General features: G+C 62.1%; 19 protein-coding genes. 7 read left to right on the plus strand and 12 right to left on the minus strand.

Annotation, left to right across the window (positions count from 1 at the left end):
- Position 1: 1 nt before the first annotated feature.
- The 4 genes from IVB05_RS23785 to IVB05_RS23800 form a co-directional block, all read right to left on the minus strand.
- Positions 2-865, minus strand: a complete 864-nt coding sequence (locus IVB05_RS23785; protein ID WP_247778337.1) for a branched-chain amino acid ABC transporter permease — start codon at positions 863-865, stop codon at positions 2-4.
- An 89-nt stretch (positions 866-954) separates the two neighbouring features.
- Positions 955-2172 carry an ABC transporter substrate-binding protein gene (locus IVB05_RS23790; protein WP_247778338.1) on the minus strand — a complete coding sequence of 406 codons (1218 nt, stop codon included), beginning with the start codon at positions 2170-2172 and terminating at the stop codon, positions 955-957.
- A gap of 38 nt (positions 2173-2210) precedes the next feature.
- The gene (locus tag IVB05_RS23795; protein WP_247778339.1) at positions 2211-2954 is read right to left on the minus strand and encodes an ABC transporter ATP-binding protein; all 744 of its coding nucleotides are present in this window, start codon (positions 2952-2954) and stop codon (positions 2211-2213) included.
- Complete coding sequence (locus tag IVB05_RS23800; protein ID WP_247778340.1) at positions 2947-3702, minus strand: ABC transporter ATP-binding protein; 756 nt, start codon at positions 3700-3702, stop codon at positions 2947-2949. The genes IVB05_RS23795 and IVB05_RS23800 overlap by 8 nt, the downstream gene beginning before the upstream one ends.
- Positions 3703-4074: 372 nt before the next feature.
- Between IVB05_RS23800 and IVB05_RS23805 the strand changes: the two genes are divergently transcribed.
- Positions 4075-4677 carry a PAS domain-containing protein gene (locus IVB05_RS23805; RefSeq protein ID WP_247778341.1) on the plus strand — a complete coding sequence of 201 codons (603 nt, stop codon included), beginning with the start codon at positions 4075-4077 and terminating at the stop codon, positions 4675-4677.
- 6 nt (positions 4678-4683) lie between these two features.
- Entirely contained in the window at positions 4684-5313 is a 630-nt protein-coding gene (locus IVB05_RS23810) for a hypothetical protein (RefSeq protein ID WP_247778342.1), read from the plus strand.
- A 97-nt stretch (positions 5314-5410) separates the two neighbouring features.
- Here the strand turns inward: IVB05_RS23810 and IVB05_RS23815 are convergent, their stop codons facing one another.
- A complete protein-coding gene (locus IVB05_RS23815) occupies positions 5411-5782 on the minus strand; it encodes an ArsC family reductase (RefSeq protein WP_247778343.1) in 372 nt (123 codons plus the stop codon).
- Between the two features lie 110 nt (positions 5783-5892).
- Here IVB05_RS23815 and IVB05_RS23820 point away from each other — a divergent pair, with 110 nt between their 5' ends.
- Both IVB05_RS23820 and IVB05_RS23825 read left to right on the plus strand, forming a co-directional pair.
- Positions 5893-6051: a DUF5993 family protein gene (locus IVB05_RS23820; protein ID WP_247778344.1), complete on the plus strand. Its 159-nt coding sequence runs from the start codon at positions 5893-5895 to the stop codon at positions 6049-6051.
- Positions 6052-6058: 7 nt separating this feature from the next.
- Positions 6059-6613, plus strand: coding sequence for a disulfide bond formation protein B (locus IVB05_RS23825; RefSeq protein WP_247778345.1), 555 nt, complete (start codon positions 6059-6061; stop codon positions 6611-6613).
- Here IVB05_RS23825 and IVB05_RS23830 read toward each other — a convergent pair.
- Entirely contained in the window at positions 6610-7314 is a 705-nt protein-coding gene (locus IVB05_RS23830; protein WP_247778346.1) for a glutathione S-transferase N-terminal domain-containing protein, read from the minus strand. The two genes, IVB05_RS23825 and IVB05_RS23830, sit on opposite strands and share 4 nt — an antisense overlap.
- A gap of 78 nt (positions 7315-7392) precedes the next feature.
- On the opposite strand from IVB05_RS23830, the gene IVB05_RS23835 reads away from it, so the two are divergent.
- Positions 7393-8265, plus strand: coding sequence for an SDR family oxidoreductase (locus IVB05_RS23835; RefSeq protein ID WP_247778347.1), 873 nt, complete (start codon positions 7393-7395; stop codon positions 8263-8265).
- A 21-nt stretch (positions 8266-8286) separates the two neighbouring features.
- Positions 8287-8922 carry an HAD hydrolase-like protein gene (locus IVB05_RS23840; protein ID WP_247778348.1) on the plus strand — a complete coding sequence of 212 codons (636 nt, stop codon included), beginning with the start codon at positions 8287-8289 and terminating at the stop codon, positions 8920-8922.
- 41 nt (positions 8923-8963) lie between these two features.
- On the opposite strand, the gene thpR is transcribed toward IVB05_RS23840, so the two are convergent.
- The 3 genes from thpR to IVB05_RS23855 all read right to left on the minus strand — a co-directional run bounded on the left by thpR (position 8964) and on the right by IVB05_RS23855 (position 11857).
- Positions 8964-9506, minus strand: coding sequence for an RNA 2',3'-cyclic phosphodiesterase (thpR, locus tag IVB05_RS23845; RefSeq protein ID WP_247778349.1), 543 nt, complete (start codon positions 9504-9506; stop codon positions 8964-8966).
- 331 nt (positions 9507-9837) lie between these two features.
- Positions 9838-10422 carry a hypothetical protein gene (locus tag IVB05_RS23850; RefSeq protein ID WP_247778350.1) on the minus strand — a complete coding sequence of 195 codons (585 nt, stop codon included), beginning with the start codon at positions 10420-10422 and terminating at the stop codon, positions 9838-9840.
- Between the two features lie 4 nt (positions 10423-10426).
- Positions 10427-11857, minus strand: a complete 1431-nt coding sequence (locus tag IVB05_RS23855; RefSeq protein ID WP_346771772.1) for a DUF6880 family protein — start codon at positions 11855-11857, stop codon at positions 10427-10429.
- Between the two features lie 42 nt (positions 11858-11899).
- On the opposite strand from IVB05_RS23855, the gene IVB05_RS43785 reads away from it, so the two are divergent.
- A complete protein-coding gene (locus IVB05_RS43785) occupies positions 11900-12154 on the plus strand; it encodes a hypothetical protein (protein ID WP_346771773.1) in 255 nt (84 codons plus the stop codon).
- 45 nt (positions 12155-12199) lie between these two features.
- On the opposite strand, the gene IVB05_RS23860 is transcribed toward IVB05_RS43785, so the two are convergent.
- From IVB05_RS23860 to IVB05_RS23870, 3 genes are all read right to left on the minus strand, one after another.
- Entirely contained in the window at positions 12200-13921 is a 1722-nt protein-coding gene (locus IVB05_RS23860) for a dihydroxy-acid dehydratase (RefSeq protein ID WP_247778352.1), read from the minus strand.
- A gap of 91 nt (positions 13922-14012) precedes the next feature.
- The gene (locus IVB05_RS23865; RefSeq protein WP_247778353.1) at positions 14013-14363 is read right to left on the minus strand and encodes a Lin0512 family protein; all 351 of its coding nucleotides are present in this window, start codon (positions 14361-14363) and stop codon (positions 14013-14015) included.
- A gap of 90 nt (positions 14364-14453) precedes the next feature.
- Entirely contained in the window at positions 14454-15632 is a 1179-nt protein-coding gene (locus tag IVB05_RS23870; protein WP_247778354.1) for an alpha-hydroxy acid oxidase, read from the minus strand.
- Positions 15633-16014: the final 382 nt, after the last annotated feature.

The following is a 16014-nucleotide window of genomic DNA, read 5'->3' on the forward strand; positions in this document are numbered from 1 at the left end:
GTCAGGCAGCCCGTCCGGTCAGTCCCGCAGGCTTCACCAGCAACACCAGCACCATCAGGACGAACACCACGGTGTTGGAAGCCTCGGGATAAAAATACTTGGTCAGTCCCTCGATCACGCCGAGGGCGAAGCCGGTGATGATCGATCCCATGATCGAGCCCATGCCGCCGATCACCACCACCGCGAACACGACGATGATCAGATCGGCGCCCATCAGCGGCCGCACCTGGTTGATCGGGGCCGACAACACGCCGGCCAGCGCGGCAAGACCGACGCCGAGCCCGTAGGTCAGCGTGATCATCCTGGGCACGTTGATGCCGAAGGCGCGCACCAGGGTCGGATTTTCGGTCGCGGCGCGCAGATTGGCGCCGAGCCGCGTTTTCTCGATCAGGAACCAGGTCGCGATGCAGACCACGAGCGAGAACACCACCACCCAGCCGCGATAGATCGGCAGGAACATGAAGCCGAGATTCATGCCGCCCTTCAGCTCATCCGGGATCGCGTAAGGCAACCCGGAAGAGCCGAAATAATTCTGGAACACGCCCTGCACGATCAGCGCGATGCCGAAGGTCAGCAGCAATCCGTAGAGATGGTCGAGGCCGGAGAGCCATTGCAGCATGGTCCGCTCCAGGATCATGCCGAAGATACCGACGACGATGGGCGCGATGATCAGCGCCGGCCAATAGCCGATGCCGGCGATGTTCAACAGAAAGTACGCGCAGAACGCACCCATCATATAGAGCGCGCCATGGGCGAAATTGATGATGTTGAGCATGCCGAAGATCACGGCGAGCCCGAGACTGAGCAGCGCGTAGAACGATCCGTTGATCAATCCCACCAAGAGCTGGGCGTAAAGAGCTTGCATCGGTTTCGCACTCAATCTCGTTTATGACGCAAATCGCGTTGTGACGCGAGAGGGCGCCCGCCGGCACGGATGCCGGCGGGCTATCGTTCTTACTTCTTTACCAGCGGACAGGCGCTTTCCGAAAGCGGTCGGAAGGCCTGGTCCGCCGGGGTTGTTCCGACCAGCTTGTAATAGTCCCACGGTCCCTTGGATTCGGAAGGCTTCTTGACTTCAAACAGATAGGCCGGATGAAGCTTGCGGCCGTCGGCGCGGATCGTGCCCTTGCCGAACAGCGGGTCGTCAGTCGGCGCTTCCTTCATTTTCGCAACCACCTTGACGCCGTCATGAGGATTGCCGCCCATCGCATCGATCGTCTTGAAATAGTGGATCAGGCCCGAATACACGCCAGCCTGCACCATCGACGGCATCGCCTTGTTCTTCATGCGCTCGGAGAAGCGTTTCGAAAACGCGCGAGTGCCGTCGTTCAAATCCCAGTAGAACGTTTCGGTGAAATTCAGGCCCTGAGCCACCTTGAGGCCGAGGGAGTGAACGTCGTTGATGAACAGCAGCAGTCCCGCGAGTTTCTGGCCGCCCGAGACGATGCCGAACTCCGCGGCCTGCTTGATGGTGTTGGTAGTGTCGCCGCCGGCATTGGCCATGCCGACGATCTTGGCCTTGGAGGCCTGCGCCTGCAGCAGGAACGAGGAGAAGTCCGACGAATTCAGGGGATGCCTGACGGTGCCGATAACCTTGCCGCCCGATTTAACCACGACTGCGGCGGTATCGCGTTCCAGCGCGTGGCCGAACGCGTAGTCCGCGGTCAGGAAGTACCAGGTGTCGCCGCCGGCCTTCACCAGCGCCTGCCCGGTGCTGTTCGCCAGCATGTAGGTGTCGTAAACCCAGTGAATTGTGTTCGGCGAGCACTGGGCATTGGTGAGGTCCGACGTCGCCGCGCCGGTATTGATCATGATGGCGTTCTTTTCCTTCACCAGATTGTTCACCGCCAGCGCAACGCCGGAGTTCAGAACATCCACGAAGATATCGACCTTCTCGACGTCGATCCATTGACGCGCGACGGTGGTGCCGATGTCGGGTTTGTTCTGGTGGTCGGCGGAGATCAGGTCGATCTTCCACCCCTTGGCCGCAAGGCCGGAATCCTCGATCGCCATCTGCGCCGCCAACGTCGAGCCGGCGCCGCCGAGGTCGGAGTAAAGCCCGGAATTGTCGGTGAGAACGCCGATCTTGACGTTCTTGTCCTGTGCCAGGGCGCCGCCTGCGGCAAACGCCAGGGCGGTGCCGAGGAAAAGAGCTGAAATGCGATGTTTCATATTGTCTCCATTAATCCTGAGTGCAGTCGCAGTAACAATCAGACGCCGAGATAGGTGTGGAGCTTGTCCATGTTGGCCGACAGCTCCGAATTCGCAAACCCGTCGATGACCTTGCCGTGCTCGACGATGTAGTAGCGGTCGGCCACCGTGGAGGCGAAGCGAAAATTCTGCTCGACCAGCAGGATGGTGAAGCCTTCCGATTTCAGCCGCGCGATGGTGTGGCCGATCTGCTGGATGATGACAGGCGCGAGACCCTCGGTCGGCTCGTCCAGCATCAGGAAGCGCGCGCCGGTGCGCAGGATTCTGGCGATCGCGAGCATCTGCTGCTCGCCGCCGGAAAGCTTGGTGCCCTGGCTGTTGAGGCGCTCCTTCAGGTTCGGAAACAGTTCGAAGATCTGGTCGAGCGAGAGCCCGCCGCTGCGCACGATCGGCGGCAGCAGCAGGTTTTCGCGCACGTCGAGGCTTGCGAAAATGCCCCGCTCCTCGGGACAAAACGCGATGCCCATCCGCGCGATCCTGTCGGACGAGGCGCGGATGATGTCTTCATTGTTGAAGCGGATCGAACCGGTACGCTTGCCGATAATTCCCATCACCGACTTCAGCGTCGTAGTCTTGCCGGCGCCGTTGCGGCCGAGCAGCGTAACCACCTCACCGGCCTTCACATTGAAGTTGATGCCGTGAAGGATGTGGGATTCGCCGTACCAGGCCTGCAGGTCCGAAACGGAAAGAATTTCCCCGCCCGCCGGCTTGGCGGCGGCTTCGGCCATTTTCAACTCAGGCATGACCGGCCCCCAGATAGGCTTCCTTGACGCGCTCGTCCTTGGACAGTTCAGCATAATTGCCTTCGGCCAGCACCTGCCCGCGCGTCAGCACCGTGATGATGTCGGACAGGTTGGCGACCACGGAGAGATTATGTTCGACCATCAGGATGGTGTACTTCGCCGAGATGCGCTTGATCAGCGCCGCGATCTTGTCGATGTCTTCATGGCCCATGCCGGCCATCGGCTCGTCGAGCAGCATCATCTCGGGGTCGAGCGCCAGCGTCGTCGCAATTTCGAGCGCCCGTTTGCGTCCGTAGGGCATCTCGACCGCCGGCGTGCTGGCGAACTCGCTCAGGCCCACATCGTTGAGAAGCTCATGCGCGCGGCCGTTGAAGCGGTCGAGCACGCTCTTGGAACGCCAGAAATCGAACGAAGCCCCGTGCTGGCGCTGCAAGGCGACGCGGACGTTCTCCAGCGCCGTCAAGTGCGGAAACACCGCCGAAATCTGGAACGAACGCACCAGCCCGAGACGCGCCACATCGGCCGGCGCCATCGCGGTGATGTCCTGTCCCTTGTACAGGATCTGGCCTGCCGACGGCCTCAGGAACTTGGTCAGCAGGTTGAAGCATGTCGTCTTGCCGGCGCCGTTAGGCCCGATCAGCGCATGAATGCTACCGCGACGCACCTTGAGGGCGACATCGCGAACGGCGAAGAAACCTGCGAATTCCTTGGTCAATCCGTGGGTTTCGAGAATGAACTCATCAGCCAAACAAATTTCCCCCGTCAGCCGTCTCCGCGAGTTCGCCCGCGCGCGGCCAATTTTTCCTGTTCGGGCAGGCTCTGCCGGACGTCCTGGAAACCGTCCCGAGCCCGCCGCCTCCGGGCCGGAATATGCCGTCAACGGTATGGGTTAGGCAAGGTGGAAAGCTGCCACGGGGAAAACGCGCGTGCCGGTTCCGGATGCGCCATAAGTCGAATTGCGCCGATTGCCCGGCCTGGCTGGCCCGCTATCCGTGCTCAACCGCGATCTTTGCGCCGGCAAGCCATCGTTAACGGTGTTCTGCTGCAATCGGGCGCTTTCATACAATATTTCCGCCTCAGCCGCATCATCACGCGATTTAGACAGCCAGGAATTGCCGCCTTGGAATTTGAAAGCGCCGGACCGTCGGTCGTCAAATCTATCAAACAGCGCGACCTGCTGAACACCTGGCTGCGGCAATACGCCCGCGACCAGTCGATACCGCGCATGTCGGAATACCAGCCGGCGCGGATCGAGGACGAACTTCCCGACCTGGTACTCTACACCGTCGATACCAGCACGCAGCCGCCACGCCTGACCATTCAGAGCGACGGGACGCGGATGTCGACGGCTTATGGGAATACCGGCAAAGGCCGCTATCTCGACGAGTATCTGGGCGCAAGGCTCGCTCCGATCGTGATGCCGGTCTATCATGAATGCATCGCGCGCCGCCTTCCCGCCTATACCATCGCCAATATCGATGACATCTACGGGCGAATCGTCGCCTATGAGCGGCTGTTGCTGCCGTTCTCCGACGGCGGCGGCATTACCCACATCATCGCTTCGCTGAAGACCATCAGCGAGGACGGCGGCTTCGAGATCAAGAACCTGATGCGCGGAAACGACAAGCTGCCGGTGCCGAAGCTGCGCACCATCATCGACCGCGATCTCTTCCATCGCGCGCCCGGCCGCATTCCGTCCGGCGACGAACTCGAATTCAGTTAAGCCGCGATGCAATTCGAAAGTGCCGATCCTTCGGTCGTCAAGTCGATCAGGCAGCGCTATCTCCTGAACGAATGGCTGCGCGCGGCCGGCAAGCAGCGAACCATGCCTCCGCCCGGTGATTTTCAGCCGGAGCAGGTCGCCGACGAACTGGTCGACATGATGCAATATGAGGTCGTCGGCCAGGGCGATGGCGCGCGATTTCTAATCACGCATGAAGGCGCCAGGCTCGCTACCACCTACGGCAGCGACCATATCGAGCCCACACAGCGAACCAACCGCTATCTCGACGATGCGATCGGACCCGAACGATATGCCAACGTCGTTGCCTTGTACCGGGCCTGCGTGGCCCGTCAGCGGCCGACCTATTCCATTTCGACGGTACAGGACGCCGACGGCAAGGACGTATCCTATGAACGGCTGCTGATGCCGCTCGGCGACGGCAATGTGGTCAGCCAGATCGTCGGATCCTTCAAGAGCATCAGCATCGAAGGCGGATTCAAGATCAGCAATCTGATGGGCCTGAGGCCAAAGGCCGGGCCGGTGACGCTTGTCAGGGCGATCATCGATCGCCAGTTCGTGCCGGCTGCGGCCCCGGCGGACGCGTCGTCGTCCGACGAGATCGTCGAGTTCGATTAGGGCGTTTTCCAGCGAAGTGGCGACCGGTTCGCGTCAGGAAACGCGTCAAATCAAAAATCTAGAGCCCCGTTCCGATTCCATCGGAACGGAAAAGGCTCTAGGCCTTGCGCCCGCGCGATTTGGACGGCACTTCCTTGCCGTAGACCTCCGGCTTGAATCCGACCAGCAATTTGCCGCCGAGATCGAGTACCGGACGCTTGATCATCGAAGGCTGCGCCAGCATCAACGCCAGCGCCTTGCGCTCGTTGAGGCCTTCCTTGTCGCCGTCGGGCAGCTTCTTGAACGTCGTGCCCGCGCGGTTGAGCAGCGTTTCCCAACCGAGTTCGTCGGACCATTGCTTGAGTTTGTCCTTGGCGATGCCGGCAAGCTTATAGTCGTGAAAGTCGTAAGCCACGCCGTGATCGTCAAGCCAGGCGCGCGCCTTCTTCATGGTGTCACAGTTCTTGATGCCGTAGATCGTGATGGGCATTTTCGTTGCATTCCGGACTGGCGTTATTGGTCCTGTCGGACCGGATTAGAGTTAAGCGGATCGGCGAATCTATCATAGACTGGCGTATCCCTTTCTGCCGGGACCAACCGATGGAATTCACCGTATTGTTTCTGGCCACGGCCATCGTGATGCTGATCGCCTGGCGCGGTCAACGTCCACTGGCGCTCGGCCTGTTCGGAGCCATCCTGATCGCGTGCGTCGCCACCTATCTGCACCACGCGACCGATACGCTGAAACTGTCGTTCTGAGGGACGCATGACCCCGGCGCGCGCCATCACGCTGAATGCACTCAGCCTCTACGCGGTGGCGCTGGTCTTGGCGGCGGCCTATGCGGCGCAGTTCATCCTTCGTGAGCTGCCCTGCCCGCTCTGCCTGCTGCAGCGTATCCTGTTCGCGGCGCTGGCCGTCGGTCCGATCCTCAATATCCGCTTCGGCCCCCGCCCCAGCCACTATGCGATGTCGCTGCTGGCGGCGGTCGCCGGCGCGGTGGCGTCGACCCGGCAGGTGCTGCTGCACATCATGCCCGGCGACGCCGGCTATGGTTCGGCGCTGCTCGGCTACCATTATTATACGTGGGCACTGCTCGGCTTCATTGCCGCCATCGTCCTGCTTGCCGCGATCCTGCTGTTCGACCGCCAGTTCGGGGAAGACAAAGCCGTGCTGCCGGCCACCGGCGGCTTCGCGCAAACCGCGGTGTGGCTCGTGATCGCGCTCACGGCGGCCAACGTGGTGACGACGCTGCTGGAATGCGGCTTCGGCGCCTGCGCCGACAACCCCGTCGTTTACGAACTGCTCAAGCGCACGGCTTAAGACCGCTTCGGTATGTCGAGCCCGCGCTGCACCGCCGGCCGGGCGAGCCCGCGTTCCAGCCATGCCGGTACCTGCTTCAACGTATCGAACGCAACGAGATCGCGCGTACCGTAGAAGCCGATCAGGTTGCGCACCCAACCGAGCATGGAAATGTCGGCGATGGAATACTCGTCGTCCATGATCCACTGCCGTCCGGCAAGCCGCGTCTCCACCACATCCAGCAGACGTTTTGACTCGGCTACATAACGCTCGAGCGGCCGCTTGTCGGCATACTCCTTGCCGGCGAATTTGTGGAAAAAGCCGACCTGCCCGAACATCGGTCCGATCCCGCCCATCTGAAAGTGCAGCCACTGGATGGTCTGGTATCGCCGCGCCGGATCGGCCGGCAGGAGCTTGCCGGTCTTGTCAGCGAGATATTGCAGGATCGCCCCGGACTCGAACAGCGGCAGCGGCTTGCCGCCGGGCCCGTCCGGATCGAGGATGGCCGGGATCTTGCCGTTCGGATTCAGCGACAGGAACTCCGGCGTCTTCTGGTCGTCCTTGTTGAAGTCGACCAGATGCACTTCGTACGGCAATCCGATCTCTTCAAGCATGATCGAGACCTTGACGCCGTTCGGCGTCGGTAGCGAATAGAGCTGAAGGCGGTCGGGATGTTTGGCGGGCCAGCGTGTGGTGATCGGGAAGGCGGAGAGATCGGACATCGAAACTCGTTTTGCATGGTTGCTGCTGCGCGGCTAATGTACGGCTGATGCCGCATATAACAAGGGCCCGCGCCGTACATGACCGATCAACCGTCTCCGGCGAAGCTCGGCCTCACTGATGAAGAGCTTGCGGCTCATCCGACCATGTTCGCGGCCGGTTCGCTGAAGGATCAGGTCGTCGTCGTCACGGGCGGCGCCGGCGGCATCGGGCGGGCGATCGCCTGGCTGTTCGCGCGGCTGGGCGCGCATGTCGCCGTGATCGGGCGCGACGGGGGCAAGCTCGATGCGCTCGTCGCCCAATTGGCCGGCCGCGGCTTCAAGGCATCCGCGCATGTCGCCGACATCAGGGAGCCCGATGCGGTCAACGCGCTGTTCGACACGATCTGGGTCGCGCATGGCCGCCTCGACAGTCTCATCAACAGTGCCGGCGGACAATTTCCGCAAGCTGCGATCGATTTCTCCGTGAAGGGCTGGAACGCCGTCATCAACACCAATCTGAACGGCACCTGGTACATGATGCAGGCCGCCGCGCAACGCTGGCGCGACCACAAGCATCCCGGCAGCATCGTCAACATCGTGGTCGTAACGACGCACGGCCTCTACGGCATTGCCCACACCATCGCGGCGCGAAGCGGCGTGATCGGGCTCTCCCGCGCCGTCGCGGTCGAATGGGCTCCCTTGAACATCCGGGTGAACTGCGTGGCGCCCGGCGCGATCGAAACCGAAGGCTGGAACGTCTACTCGCCGGAAGCCCGCGCCGCCTACCCGCGCTCGAACCCCATGATGCGCGTCGGCTCGCCATGGGACGTCGCCGAGGCCAGCGTCTTCCTCGCCGGACCATCCGCGAAATTCGTGACCGGTGAGACGCTGACGGTCGACGGCGGCGGCCAGCTCTGGGGCGAAACCTGGACCACGGGCAAGCCCGCCTATTTCGGCGGCGATGACACGTAACCCGCTGAAGGCCCTTTCCTCATGACCCGCTATCGCCTCGCCATCTTCGACTTTGACGGTACGCTGGCCGATTCGCTTCCCTGGTTTCGTGCCTCGTTCCAGGACATGATTACGCGGTTCGATCTTGCGCCCGTCCGCGACGACGAGGTGGAAGGGCTGCGCGGAATGTCGGCGCGCGAAATCATGGCGCGGCTCAATGTATCCATGTGGCAACTGCCGGCCATCGTCAGCGACATGCGAAAACGCAAGCTCGCGGCAGCGAGCGAGATATCGCTGTTCTCCGGCATCCCGGCGATACTGACCGACCTGCAACACCTCGGCATCAAGACCGCCATCGTCAGTTCCGATAGCGAAGCATCCGTCCGGCAGGTACTCGGACCCACCACCGCCCAGATCACCCGCTTCGACTGCGGCGCGGCGGTGTTCGGAAAGCACTGGAAATTTCGACGCGTCGCACGGAAGCTTGGCGCGAAGCCTTCGGAGACGATCTGCATCGGCGACGAGATCCGCGACATCGAAGCCGCGAAAGCCGCCGGCATGGATTCAGGTGCGGTAGCGTGGGGCTACGCTCTCCCCTCGGCGTTGCAGGCGGCTGGGCCGACACATCTGTTCAATTCCGTTGAAGAGATGACGCAGCGGCTTGCCGGGGCGAGATAGCGCAGCCGAATGCATCCACGCCAGCCTCGCGCCAATTCCCGTCATGCCAGCAACGGCCAGCGCCCGCGATAATCGTGGCCCTTCATGCTGTGGATGAGCACGAAGTCCGTCACGGTCCAGAAGATCGGTTGAATCGGATGCTCGTCGGCACTGCGCGCGTCATACAACAGCGTGATATGCGGCGTAAAATTCGTGTTCGCCACCCGTCTCAACCCGCTTCGCGTCAGCGCAGCGCCGAGCATCCGCCGAAATGACTCCAACCGGCGCAATCCACTCTCTCCGATCAGGACAAACGGACGATTGCCCGGCCTGCCCCGGAAGCTCGCGGTGCGGTCGAACGAAACCTCGAACGGCTCCGTCCGCACCTCGGTAGCAGCCTCGCAAGCCGCCCGAATATGGCGCTCGGGCAAGCCGCCGAGAAAGAACAACGAAATGTGCAGGCGCTGCGGCGCGATGAGTTTGCCGTCGAATTTATGGGCGCGTTTGAGCACGCCGGCCAATTGGTGGATTCGCTCGGCCGTGCCCGCGTCGGGAACGGCTGCGAGAAATAAGCGGGCACCACCACTGCTTGCAAACTCGTCCATGGTAGACTAGAACAGAACATGAACATATTTGTTTGACAAGGCCGTTCGCGCGCCGATTTCATGCGCGAGGCAGAGGTACGTGCAGCGGAGGATTGTTCTGATGGAAAGCAGTGGTCATTCGGATGAGTCCGACCGGCTTCAAGGCCCTTGTTGAAGTCCTTTCGCAGCCTGTGCGCCCAGTACCTGAAATGGTCGAACTCTTTCAACGCACCGCCCCGTGGGAGTCCAGGGAGGCAAAAGCCGAGAAGTGAGCCGTGGCTATTTCCGAGCCGGTGCTGCTTGCAGCCGCTCGCGACGTCTACGAATTTTGCTGTGGAGAGCCGTCTCTGGGTCAGGCTTCTACACCCGGCAAATCAAGTGCGGACCGCAATCGCCCGACGCCGCGCCGATAGAGCATCGCATACTGGGCCGGCGCCAAAAGATCAGCGCGCGGCACAAATCCGTCGATCACTTTGTTGAACGCGATTGCGCCGCAACCGGGAACGAGGCAATCGCGTTTTCCCTTGGGACATTGGTTGAACGAGCAGAGTCTGCCCAGATAGGCGTCGCTCGCCGGATCGAACATAAAGATATCGAGCTGATGGGGGACAACGCTGGTGTCGGCACCGGACTCAAATGCGTTGCTCAAAGCACGATTAGCCGCCCGGTGTATTTCGCGGAGATTTTGCTGGGATTCGATCCAGAGCGCCAGATCGAGATCGCGGCATTCATGCCAAACCTCGATGCGCTCGCGACGGAAATCGCTGAAACGCGGAATCTCCTTCCATAGCGCCTTCGCAACCGAGCCTATCACAGCAACCGCATGGACCTCCGGAAACGCCATCCACGCATCCGTCACGACGTCTGCGGCCACGCGAAACCGGCGTTGTTGAATCAGAAGATATTCGTTCTGCTGCTCGATCTTCGCGCGCCGCATCGCCTCACCCCAGCAGCTTCATGAAGTTGCGCTTCTGTCTGTGGCGTTCCTTCAGCGTCGCGACGTAAGCTGCTTGCTCAGCCTCGCTTTGCAAGGCAGCCATCCGGGCGATGAGCTTCGCCGCCTCTCCATAGGCGTGATTGCCACCCGTGCTCACGAACTGGTTGACGCGCTCAGCGTAGACTTCGAGCGCTTCGCGCGGGTGCCTGGTCTTGCTCGCGTCGGCGAGGGCAATCCTCGCTCCGAATGATACCTCGTCCTTGCGCGTAATGGCCCACGCCGCATCGAACATGCTTTCTTCGATCAGGATGCTGACGAGAAGATCGGCGGTAGTGTACCAGCCCGCGCGCTTCTTGCCGGCCGATCGCATCTCGAGGATTCCAATGATGCGCTGGAGTGCGGCTTTGCCGCCAAGCTCCCGGAGTTGCTTGTATAACTCGAAGCTCGGCGCCTTTTCGAAAGCCCGCCACAAGAGCGCTTCGGCGTCTGCCTTCCGGCCGGCTTTCGACAGCAGTTCGACAGTGAACGATACGAGCCGCTCGTCGGGTTGCTGGTCCTCGAACATCCACAAGCCCTCCTCGGCCCGGCGCAGCGCTTCATCGACGCGGCCCTGCGAATGACAGAATTGCGCCAGTTGCAGATAGCGCCAAGCGGAGGACAGGTCGTGGGCCCGCAACGCGATCCGTGTATCGACATCGCCGGCGCGCTCGGCAAAGAAGTCGAGGATTCCTTTCAGCCGCTCGTAGCCGGCGGGGAATTCGTCGTCGTGCCCTCTCCCGCTGCGTTTGGGCAGCTTCTCCCATGCCTTCACGGCAAGGCGGTTATATTCGGCGAGGCCCGGCTCGCCGAGCACGTCGGCGTAAAATTGTGCGGCATCTCCGAACGTACCGTAGTCGCCATCCACTTCGCGGGCAAAGAGGTCGCGGGCGAGTTGCACGGGGTCGGGCCGCACGGACTCGGCCGCGGCGAGATGGATGTCGCGCGCGTGATCCAACAGCTCACTGCAACCGCCCTCGGAATCGTCAATGCTGTCGATGGCGCGTTCGATCCGGTCGATCGCGTATTCCGCAAGTTCCAGCGCGAGGCCGGCGCGGGATCCCGAAGCAAGATCGGCGATGGCATCGAGCGATGCCGCCACGCTTGATGCCCAGTCCGGCACCTCGCCGTATTCCAAATAGTCCGGTGTCCGCGTCGCCGCGTCAATTGCCTTGCGCAGGCGCGTCCGGAGCGTCCCGTCGTCGGCGTGCACGACCGCCGCCGCCACGTCCAGCCTGCTCAACAAGGCAGGATCCCGCTCTGCCAGTTCCATGATCATTCCGGCGAGTGCATCGACGCTTTTTTGTTTCAGATGGTCGCGAATGCGCGACAGCACACCCGCGCCTTCCGCCTCCGCCTCGGGGCCCAAGGCATTGGCCGCCAGCGCCACGGCGACCATGTGCTTGCAAACTCCCCAATCCCTGAATGCGGGGCAGGAGCAATGGCCACCGATATTGCTGCCGCGTCCGGTGAGCTCGGTACGGTAATCCTCGGTGCCCGCGACTTGCGCCAACACGCGCTTCGGTTCGATCGTAAGAATCTGCACCTGACCGCCGCGATGATAAGCCTCTCCGCGCGCAAACGCCTTATCGCCGGCGAGGTCTCGCAATGCATCGATACTGAAGCGGGATTGATCCTTGGCTTGCATATGCGTCGTTGCAGCAAATGGCCGGGTCTCGGCCAGAGGATGGGTTGAAAGTCTAGCGAATTAGTTCTGATGCCGCCACTGTACCAAGCTCCTTCACAGCACGCAGCCATAATGCGCCGACGACACCAGCCGGATGTATTTGTCGTGCACGGATCCCGGCCGTACCGCCGCAACAGAAGCCGGCGCGCGCCAGTCGGCCATGCGGCGGGCGATCTCCTCCGCTGGCACTTCAAGGTTCACGGTGCGGGCGCCGGGGTCGATGACAATGGCATCGCCGTCGCGCACCGCGGCGATCGGGCCGCCGCGCGCCGCTTCCGGCGAGACGTGGCCGATCAGGATGCCGTGCGAGACGCCGGAAAAGCGGCCGTCGGTGATCAGCGCGACGTCCTCGCCAAGGCCGCGCCCCTGCAGCTGGATCGTCAACATCACCATTTCAGGCATGCCGGGTCCGCCTACCGGGCCGACATTGCGCACCACGATGACATTGCCAGCCACGATCTCGCCGGCGCGGATCGCGGCCATTGTATCGGCTTCGGACTCGAAGACGCGCGCCGTGCCGCGGAACTGGCCCTTCTCGAGCGCCTTGCCCGACAGCTTGAGCAAGCAGCTCTCCGGCGCCAAATTACCTTTGAGGACGCTGATGTGATTGTTCGCCGGCGCGATCGGCTTCGACACCGGAAGGACGATCTCCTGCGGCGGCATCTGTTCGAGCGTCGGAACATCAGCGAGATTTTCCGCCAGCGTCCTGCCGGTCACCGTCATGACGTCACCATGCAGAAGGCCCGCGCGCAGCAGTTCCTTCATCACAACCGGCACGCCGCCGATCGCATGCAGGCTGCCCATCGCGAACGGGCCATGCGGCTGCAGATTGGCCAATAGCGGGACGCGCTCACCGACTGCCTGAATGCGCTCGATGGTGATCGGCACCTGCGCCTCGCGCGCGACCGCGAGCAGATGCAGATACATGTTGGTCGAGCCGCCCATCGCGTAGACGGTCGTGATCGCATTCTCGAACGCCCGCTCGGTCATGATGTCGCGTGGCCGGATGCCGGCCTCCATCAGCCGGTACAGCGCATCGACCGAGGCGCGGGCCTGCGCGCGGACGTCGGCGTGGATGTCGCTGCCGGCGTCGTAGTCGGCGGGATGCGATGCGCCGCGCGGCAGCATCATGCCGATCGATTCCGCGATCGTGCTCATGGTGTTGGCCGTGAACATCGCGCCACAGGTGCCGCTGCCCGGCATCACATTGCGCTCGACTTCCAGCAACTCCTCACCGGAGATGCGGCCGGACTCGTTTGCGGCGCGAGCTTCAGCGTAATCGAGGATCGTGATGTTGTTGCCCTTGCTGGCCCATGCCCCGAACGAGACGCGGCCCGGCGTGCCGGTGCCGGGATAGAGCACGAGCCCGAAAGCATTGGTGCGCGCGAGCGGCATCAGCGCGGCCGCACCGGTCTTGTCGCAGCCGGAAATCACGATCATGGCGTCGCCGTGATGCGCGTAGTGACCGATCTCGAAGCAATCGGCAACGACGTCGCGCGAGGCGAGGCTATAGCCCGCCGTCGGCGTGCCCTGCGTCAGGGCATCCGACACCGCCGGCGCACCGACGATCAACCCCTGCCCGCCGCGCTCCGCCAGGATATCGACCAGCAGGCCGGTGATAGCGCGCACGCGGTTGTTGCAGCGATGGGCATTGGTGTAGGCGCTGGCAATCGTCACCACCGCGTTGGTCTCCGCCGCGCGGTCCGGATCGAATCCGGCGGCGCGCAGCTCAACCCGCCCCCGCTTCCAGTAGGTGCTGCTGTCCTGCGTCGTCATGGGGTGCTCCAGATCTTCTGGTTGATCGCGGTTTCGGCGTCCGGCCTGATTGGCACTAAACGATTTAGCCAGTCTTGTTAGCCGGTCTTGTTTAGCCAGGTTTGCCGTCGTCGAAGCTCACAATCACGGCGGCGTTCGCGATGATAATGGAGTCGCTTCCGCTCTCGGCAGGCACTTCCAGCCCGCCCTTGACCGCCGTCACGTTTACGGTGCCGTACGGCAATTCCTTGGCAACTGCCGCAGTGTCGACCCCGCTCGGGTCCGGTACCGCGACGGTGACCTCGACGAACATGTCGTTGGCGGTCTTCCCCAGCATCCGGAAGAAGCCGAGGCTGGAATGGCGGATGGCGTCCGAGACGGCGCGCTTGGCAGCCTTGGTGGCATCGCGGCCGTGAACGTCGACGCCCATGCCCATTTCGGTGATACAGCGCACGCGTGCCATCAGGTTTCCTTCGATCGTTTGAGCAAGAAATATTAGCCGTCCGCAATTCACGCGAGCGGCCAGCGAGGCGCTGGCCGCAGCTCATCAATATTACGACGAGTAGCGCGAAGAAGTGAAGCTGCTAGCATGGAAGCGCAGGTTCTCGCGCGATAGCTGGTCGAGAGATGTAGCGCCCATCAGCTTCATGCCCCGTTCGATCTCGGTCCGCATCTGCTCAAGCGCGCGTTCCACGCCAGCCTGGCCAGCAGCAGCCAGGGGGAAGAGATAATAGCGGCCGACGCCTACTGCCTTGGCTCCGAGCGACAGCGCCTTGAGCACATGGTTGCCGCGCTGCACGCCGCCGTCCATGATGACGTCGATCCTGTCGCCCACCGCGTCGACAATCTCCGCCAGTTGGTCAAAGGCGCTGCGCGAACCGTCAAGCTGCCGACCGCCGTGGTTGGAAAGCACGATCCCCGTGCAGCCGATCTCCACTGCGCGTCTGGCGTCTGCCGCCGACATGATACCCTTGAGGCAGAACTGCCCACCCCAGTGCTGCACCATCTCGGCCACGTCGTCCCAATTCATCGACGGGTCAAGCATCTCGGTGAAGTAGCGACTGATGGACATGGTGCCACTACCCATGTCGACATGGGTGTCCAGCTGCGGCAGCTTGAAGCTTTCATGCATGAAATAGTTGATCGCCCAGGCCGGCTTGATCGCGAACTGCGCCATGCCGGCCAGATTCAGCTTGAACGGGATGGCAAAGCCGGTGCGCTTGTCGCGCTCCCTGTTGCCGCCGGTGATGCTGTCAACGGTCAGCATCATGACCTCTACACCAGCCTGCTTGGCGCGATTCATCATCTCGCGGTTCAAGCCGCGATCCCTGTGGAAATAGAACTGATAAACCTGCGGAGCGCTGCTGATCTTGCGCGCTTCCTCGAGGCTTACGGTGCCGAGTGAGGAAACGCCGAACATGGTGCCGTATTTGCCAGCGGCCGCCGCCACCGCGCGCTCGCCTTGGGGATGGAACAATCGCTGCAGCGCAGTCGGTGAGCAATAGACTGGCATGGCCAGCCTCTGCCCCATGATCGTCACCGACATGTCCACATCGGTCACCCCGCGCAGCACGTTCGGCACCAGGTCGCAATCTTCGAAGGCTCGCGTATTGCGACGATGCGTGACTTCGTCGTCGGCCGCACCGTCGATGTAGTTGAAAATCGGTGCAGGAAGGCTCTGCTTGGCCATTTGACGAAAATCGTGAAAGTTGTGGCAGTTTTTCAGACGCATCTCATTTCCCAGTTGGCAATACAACGCACGCGTGCCGCGAAGCTCTTTCTTGTCGTTTTGGATGGGGCACCAATCTAGCGCCTGCTTTTCATAAAATCAGGGGCACCTTACTCCCGCTTGCCACGCGTAGCGACGGGGTGCAGGAAGAATAGCAATTCTTCAGGCGTTGCCGATAGCGAGACATCGGCTTCTGATCACGCGAGCTACCGCCGGTGTCGCGTGGCGTTTGCAATTTTGTCCATTCTTCGGGTTGACAATCCAAAATTACAAGCGTATTTCCCGCGCCCTTCGCGAGCATTGGGTTCGCGACTGAACATGAGCCGTGTGATGAACCACAGTTGCGCAAAGCGCGTCAGACTATCGAATGGCTATCGGCCACTCG

This window comes from Bradyrhizobium sp. 170 (assembly GCF_023101085.1).
Taxonomy (GTDB): Bacteria; Pseudomonadota; Alphaproteobacteria; order Rhizobiales; family Xanthobacteraceae; genus Bradyrhizobium.

Excerpts from the sequence above, each read along its gene's own strand:
- IVB05_RS23810 (WP_247778342.1), top strand. The coding sequence starts at position 4,684 with ATGCAATTCGAAAGTGCCGATCCTTCGGTCGTCAAGTCGATCAGGCAG.
- IVB05_RS43785 (WP_346771773.1), top strand. The coding sequence starts at position 11,900 with ATGGCCACCGATATTGCTGCCGCGTCCGGTGAGCTCGGTACGGTAATC.
- IVB05_RS23835 (WP_247778347.1), top strand. The coding sequence starts at position 7,393 with ATGACCGATCAACCGTCTCCGGCGAAGCTCGGCCTCACTGATGAAGAG.
- IVB05_RS23850 (WP_247778350.1), bottom strand. The coding sequence starts at position 10,422 with ATGCGGCGCGCGAAGATCGAGCAGCAGAACGAATATCTTCTGATTCAA.
- IVB05_RS23790 (WP_247778338.1), bottom strand. The coding sequence starts at position 2,172 with ATGAAACATCGCATTTCAGCTCTTTTCCTCGGCACCGCCCTGGCGTTT.
- IVB05_RS23855 (WP_346771772.1), bottom strand. The coding sequence starts at position 11,857 with ATGGTCGCCGTGGCGCTGGCGGCCAATGCCTTGGGCCCCGAGGCGGAG.
- IVB05_RS23870 (WP_247778354.1), bottom strand. The coding sequence starts at position 15,632 with ATGCGTCTGAAAAACTGCCACAACTTTCACGATTTTCGTCAAATGGCC.
- IVB05_RS23860 (WP_247778352.1), bottom strand. The coding sequence starts at position 13,921 with ATGACGACGCAGGACAGCAGCACCTACTGGAAGCGGGGGCGGGTTGAG.
- IVB05_RS23865 (WP_247778353.1), bottom strand. The coding sequence starts at position 14,363 with ATGGCACGCGTGCGCTGTATCACCGAAATGGGCATGGGCGTCGACGTT.
- IVB05_RS23815 (WP_247778343.1), bottom strand. The coding sequence starts at position 5,782 with ATGCCCATCACGATCTACGGCATCAAGAACTGTGACACCATGAAGAAG.
- thpR (WP_247778349.1), bottom strand. The coding sequence starts at position 9,506 with ATGGACGAGTTTGCAAGCAGTGGTGGTGCCCGCTTATTTCTCGCAGCC.
- IVB05_RS23795 (WP_247778339.1), bottom strand. The coding sequence starts at position 2,954 with ATGCCTGAGTTGAAAATGGCCGAAGCCGCCGCCAAGCCGGCGGGCGGG.
- IVB05_RS23820 (WP_247778344.1), top strand. The coding sequence starts at position 5,893 with ATGGAATTCACCGTATTGTTTCTGGCCACGGCCATCGTGATGCTGATC.
- IVB05_RS23840 (WP_247778348.1), top strand. The coding sequence starts at position 8,287 with ATGACCCGCTATCGCCTCGCCATCTTCGACTTTGACGGTACGCTGGCC.
- IVB05_RS23825 (WP_247778345.1), top strand. The coding sequence starts at position 6,059 with ATGACCCCGGCGCGCGCCATCACGCTGAATGCACTCAGCCTCTACGCG.
- IVB05_RS23785 (WP_247778337.1), bottom strand. The coding sequence starts at position 865 with ATGCAAGCTCTTTACGCCCAGCTCTTGGTGGGATTGATCAACGGATCG.
- IVB05_RS23830 (WP_247778346.1), bottom strand. The coding sequence starts at position 7,314 with ATGTCCGATCTCTCCGCCTTCCCGATCACCACACGCTGGCCCGCCAAA.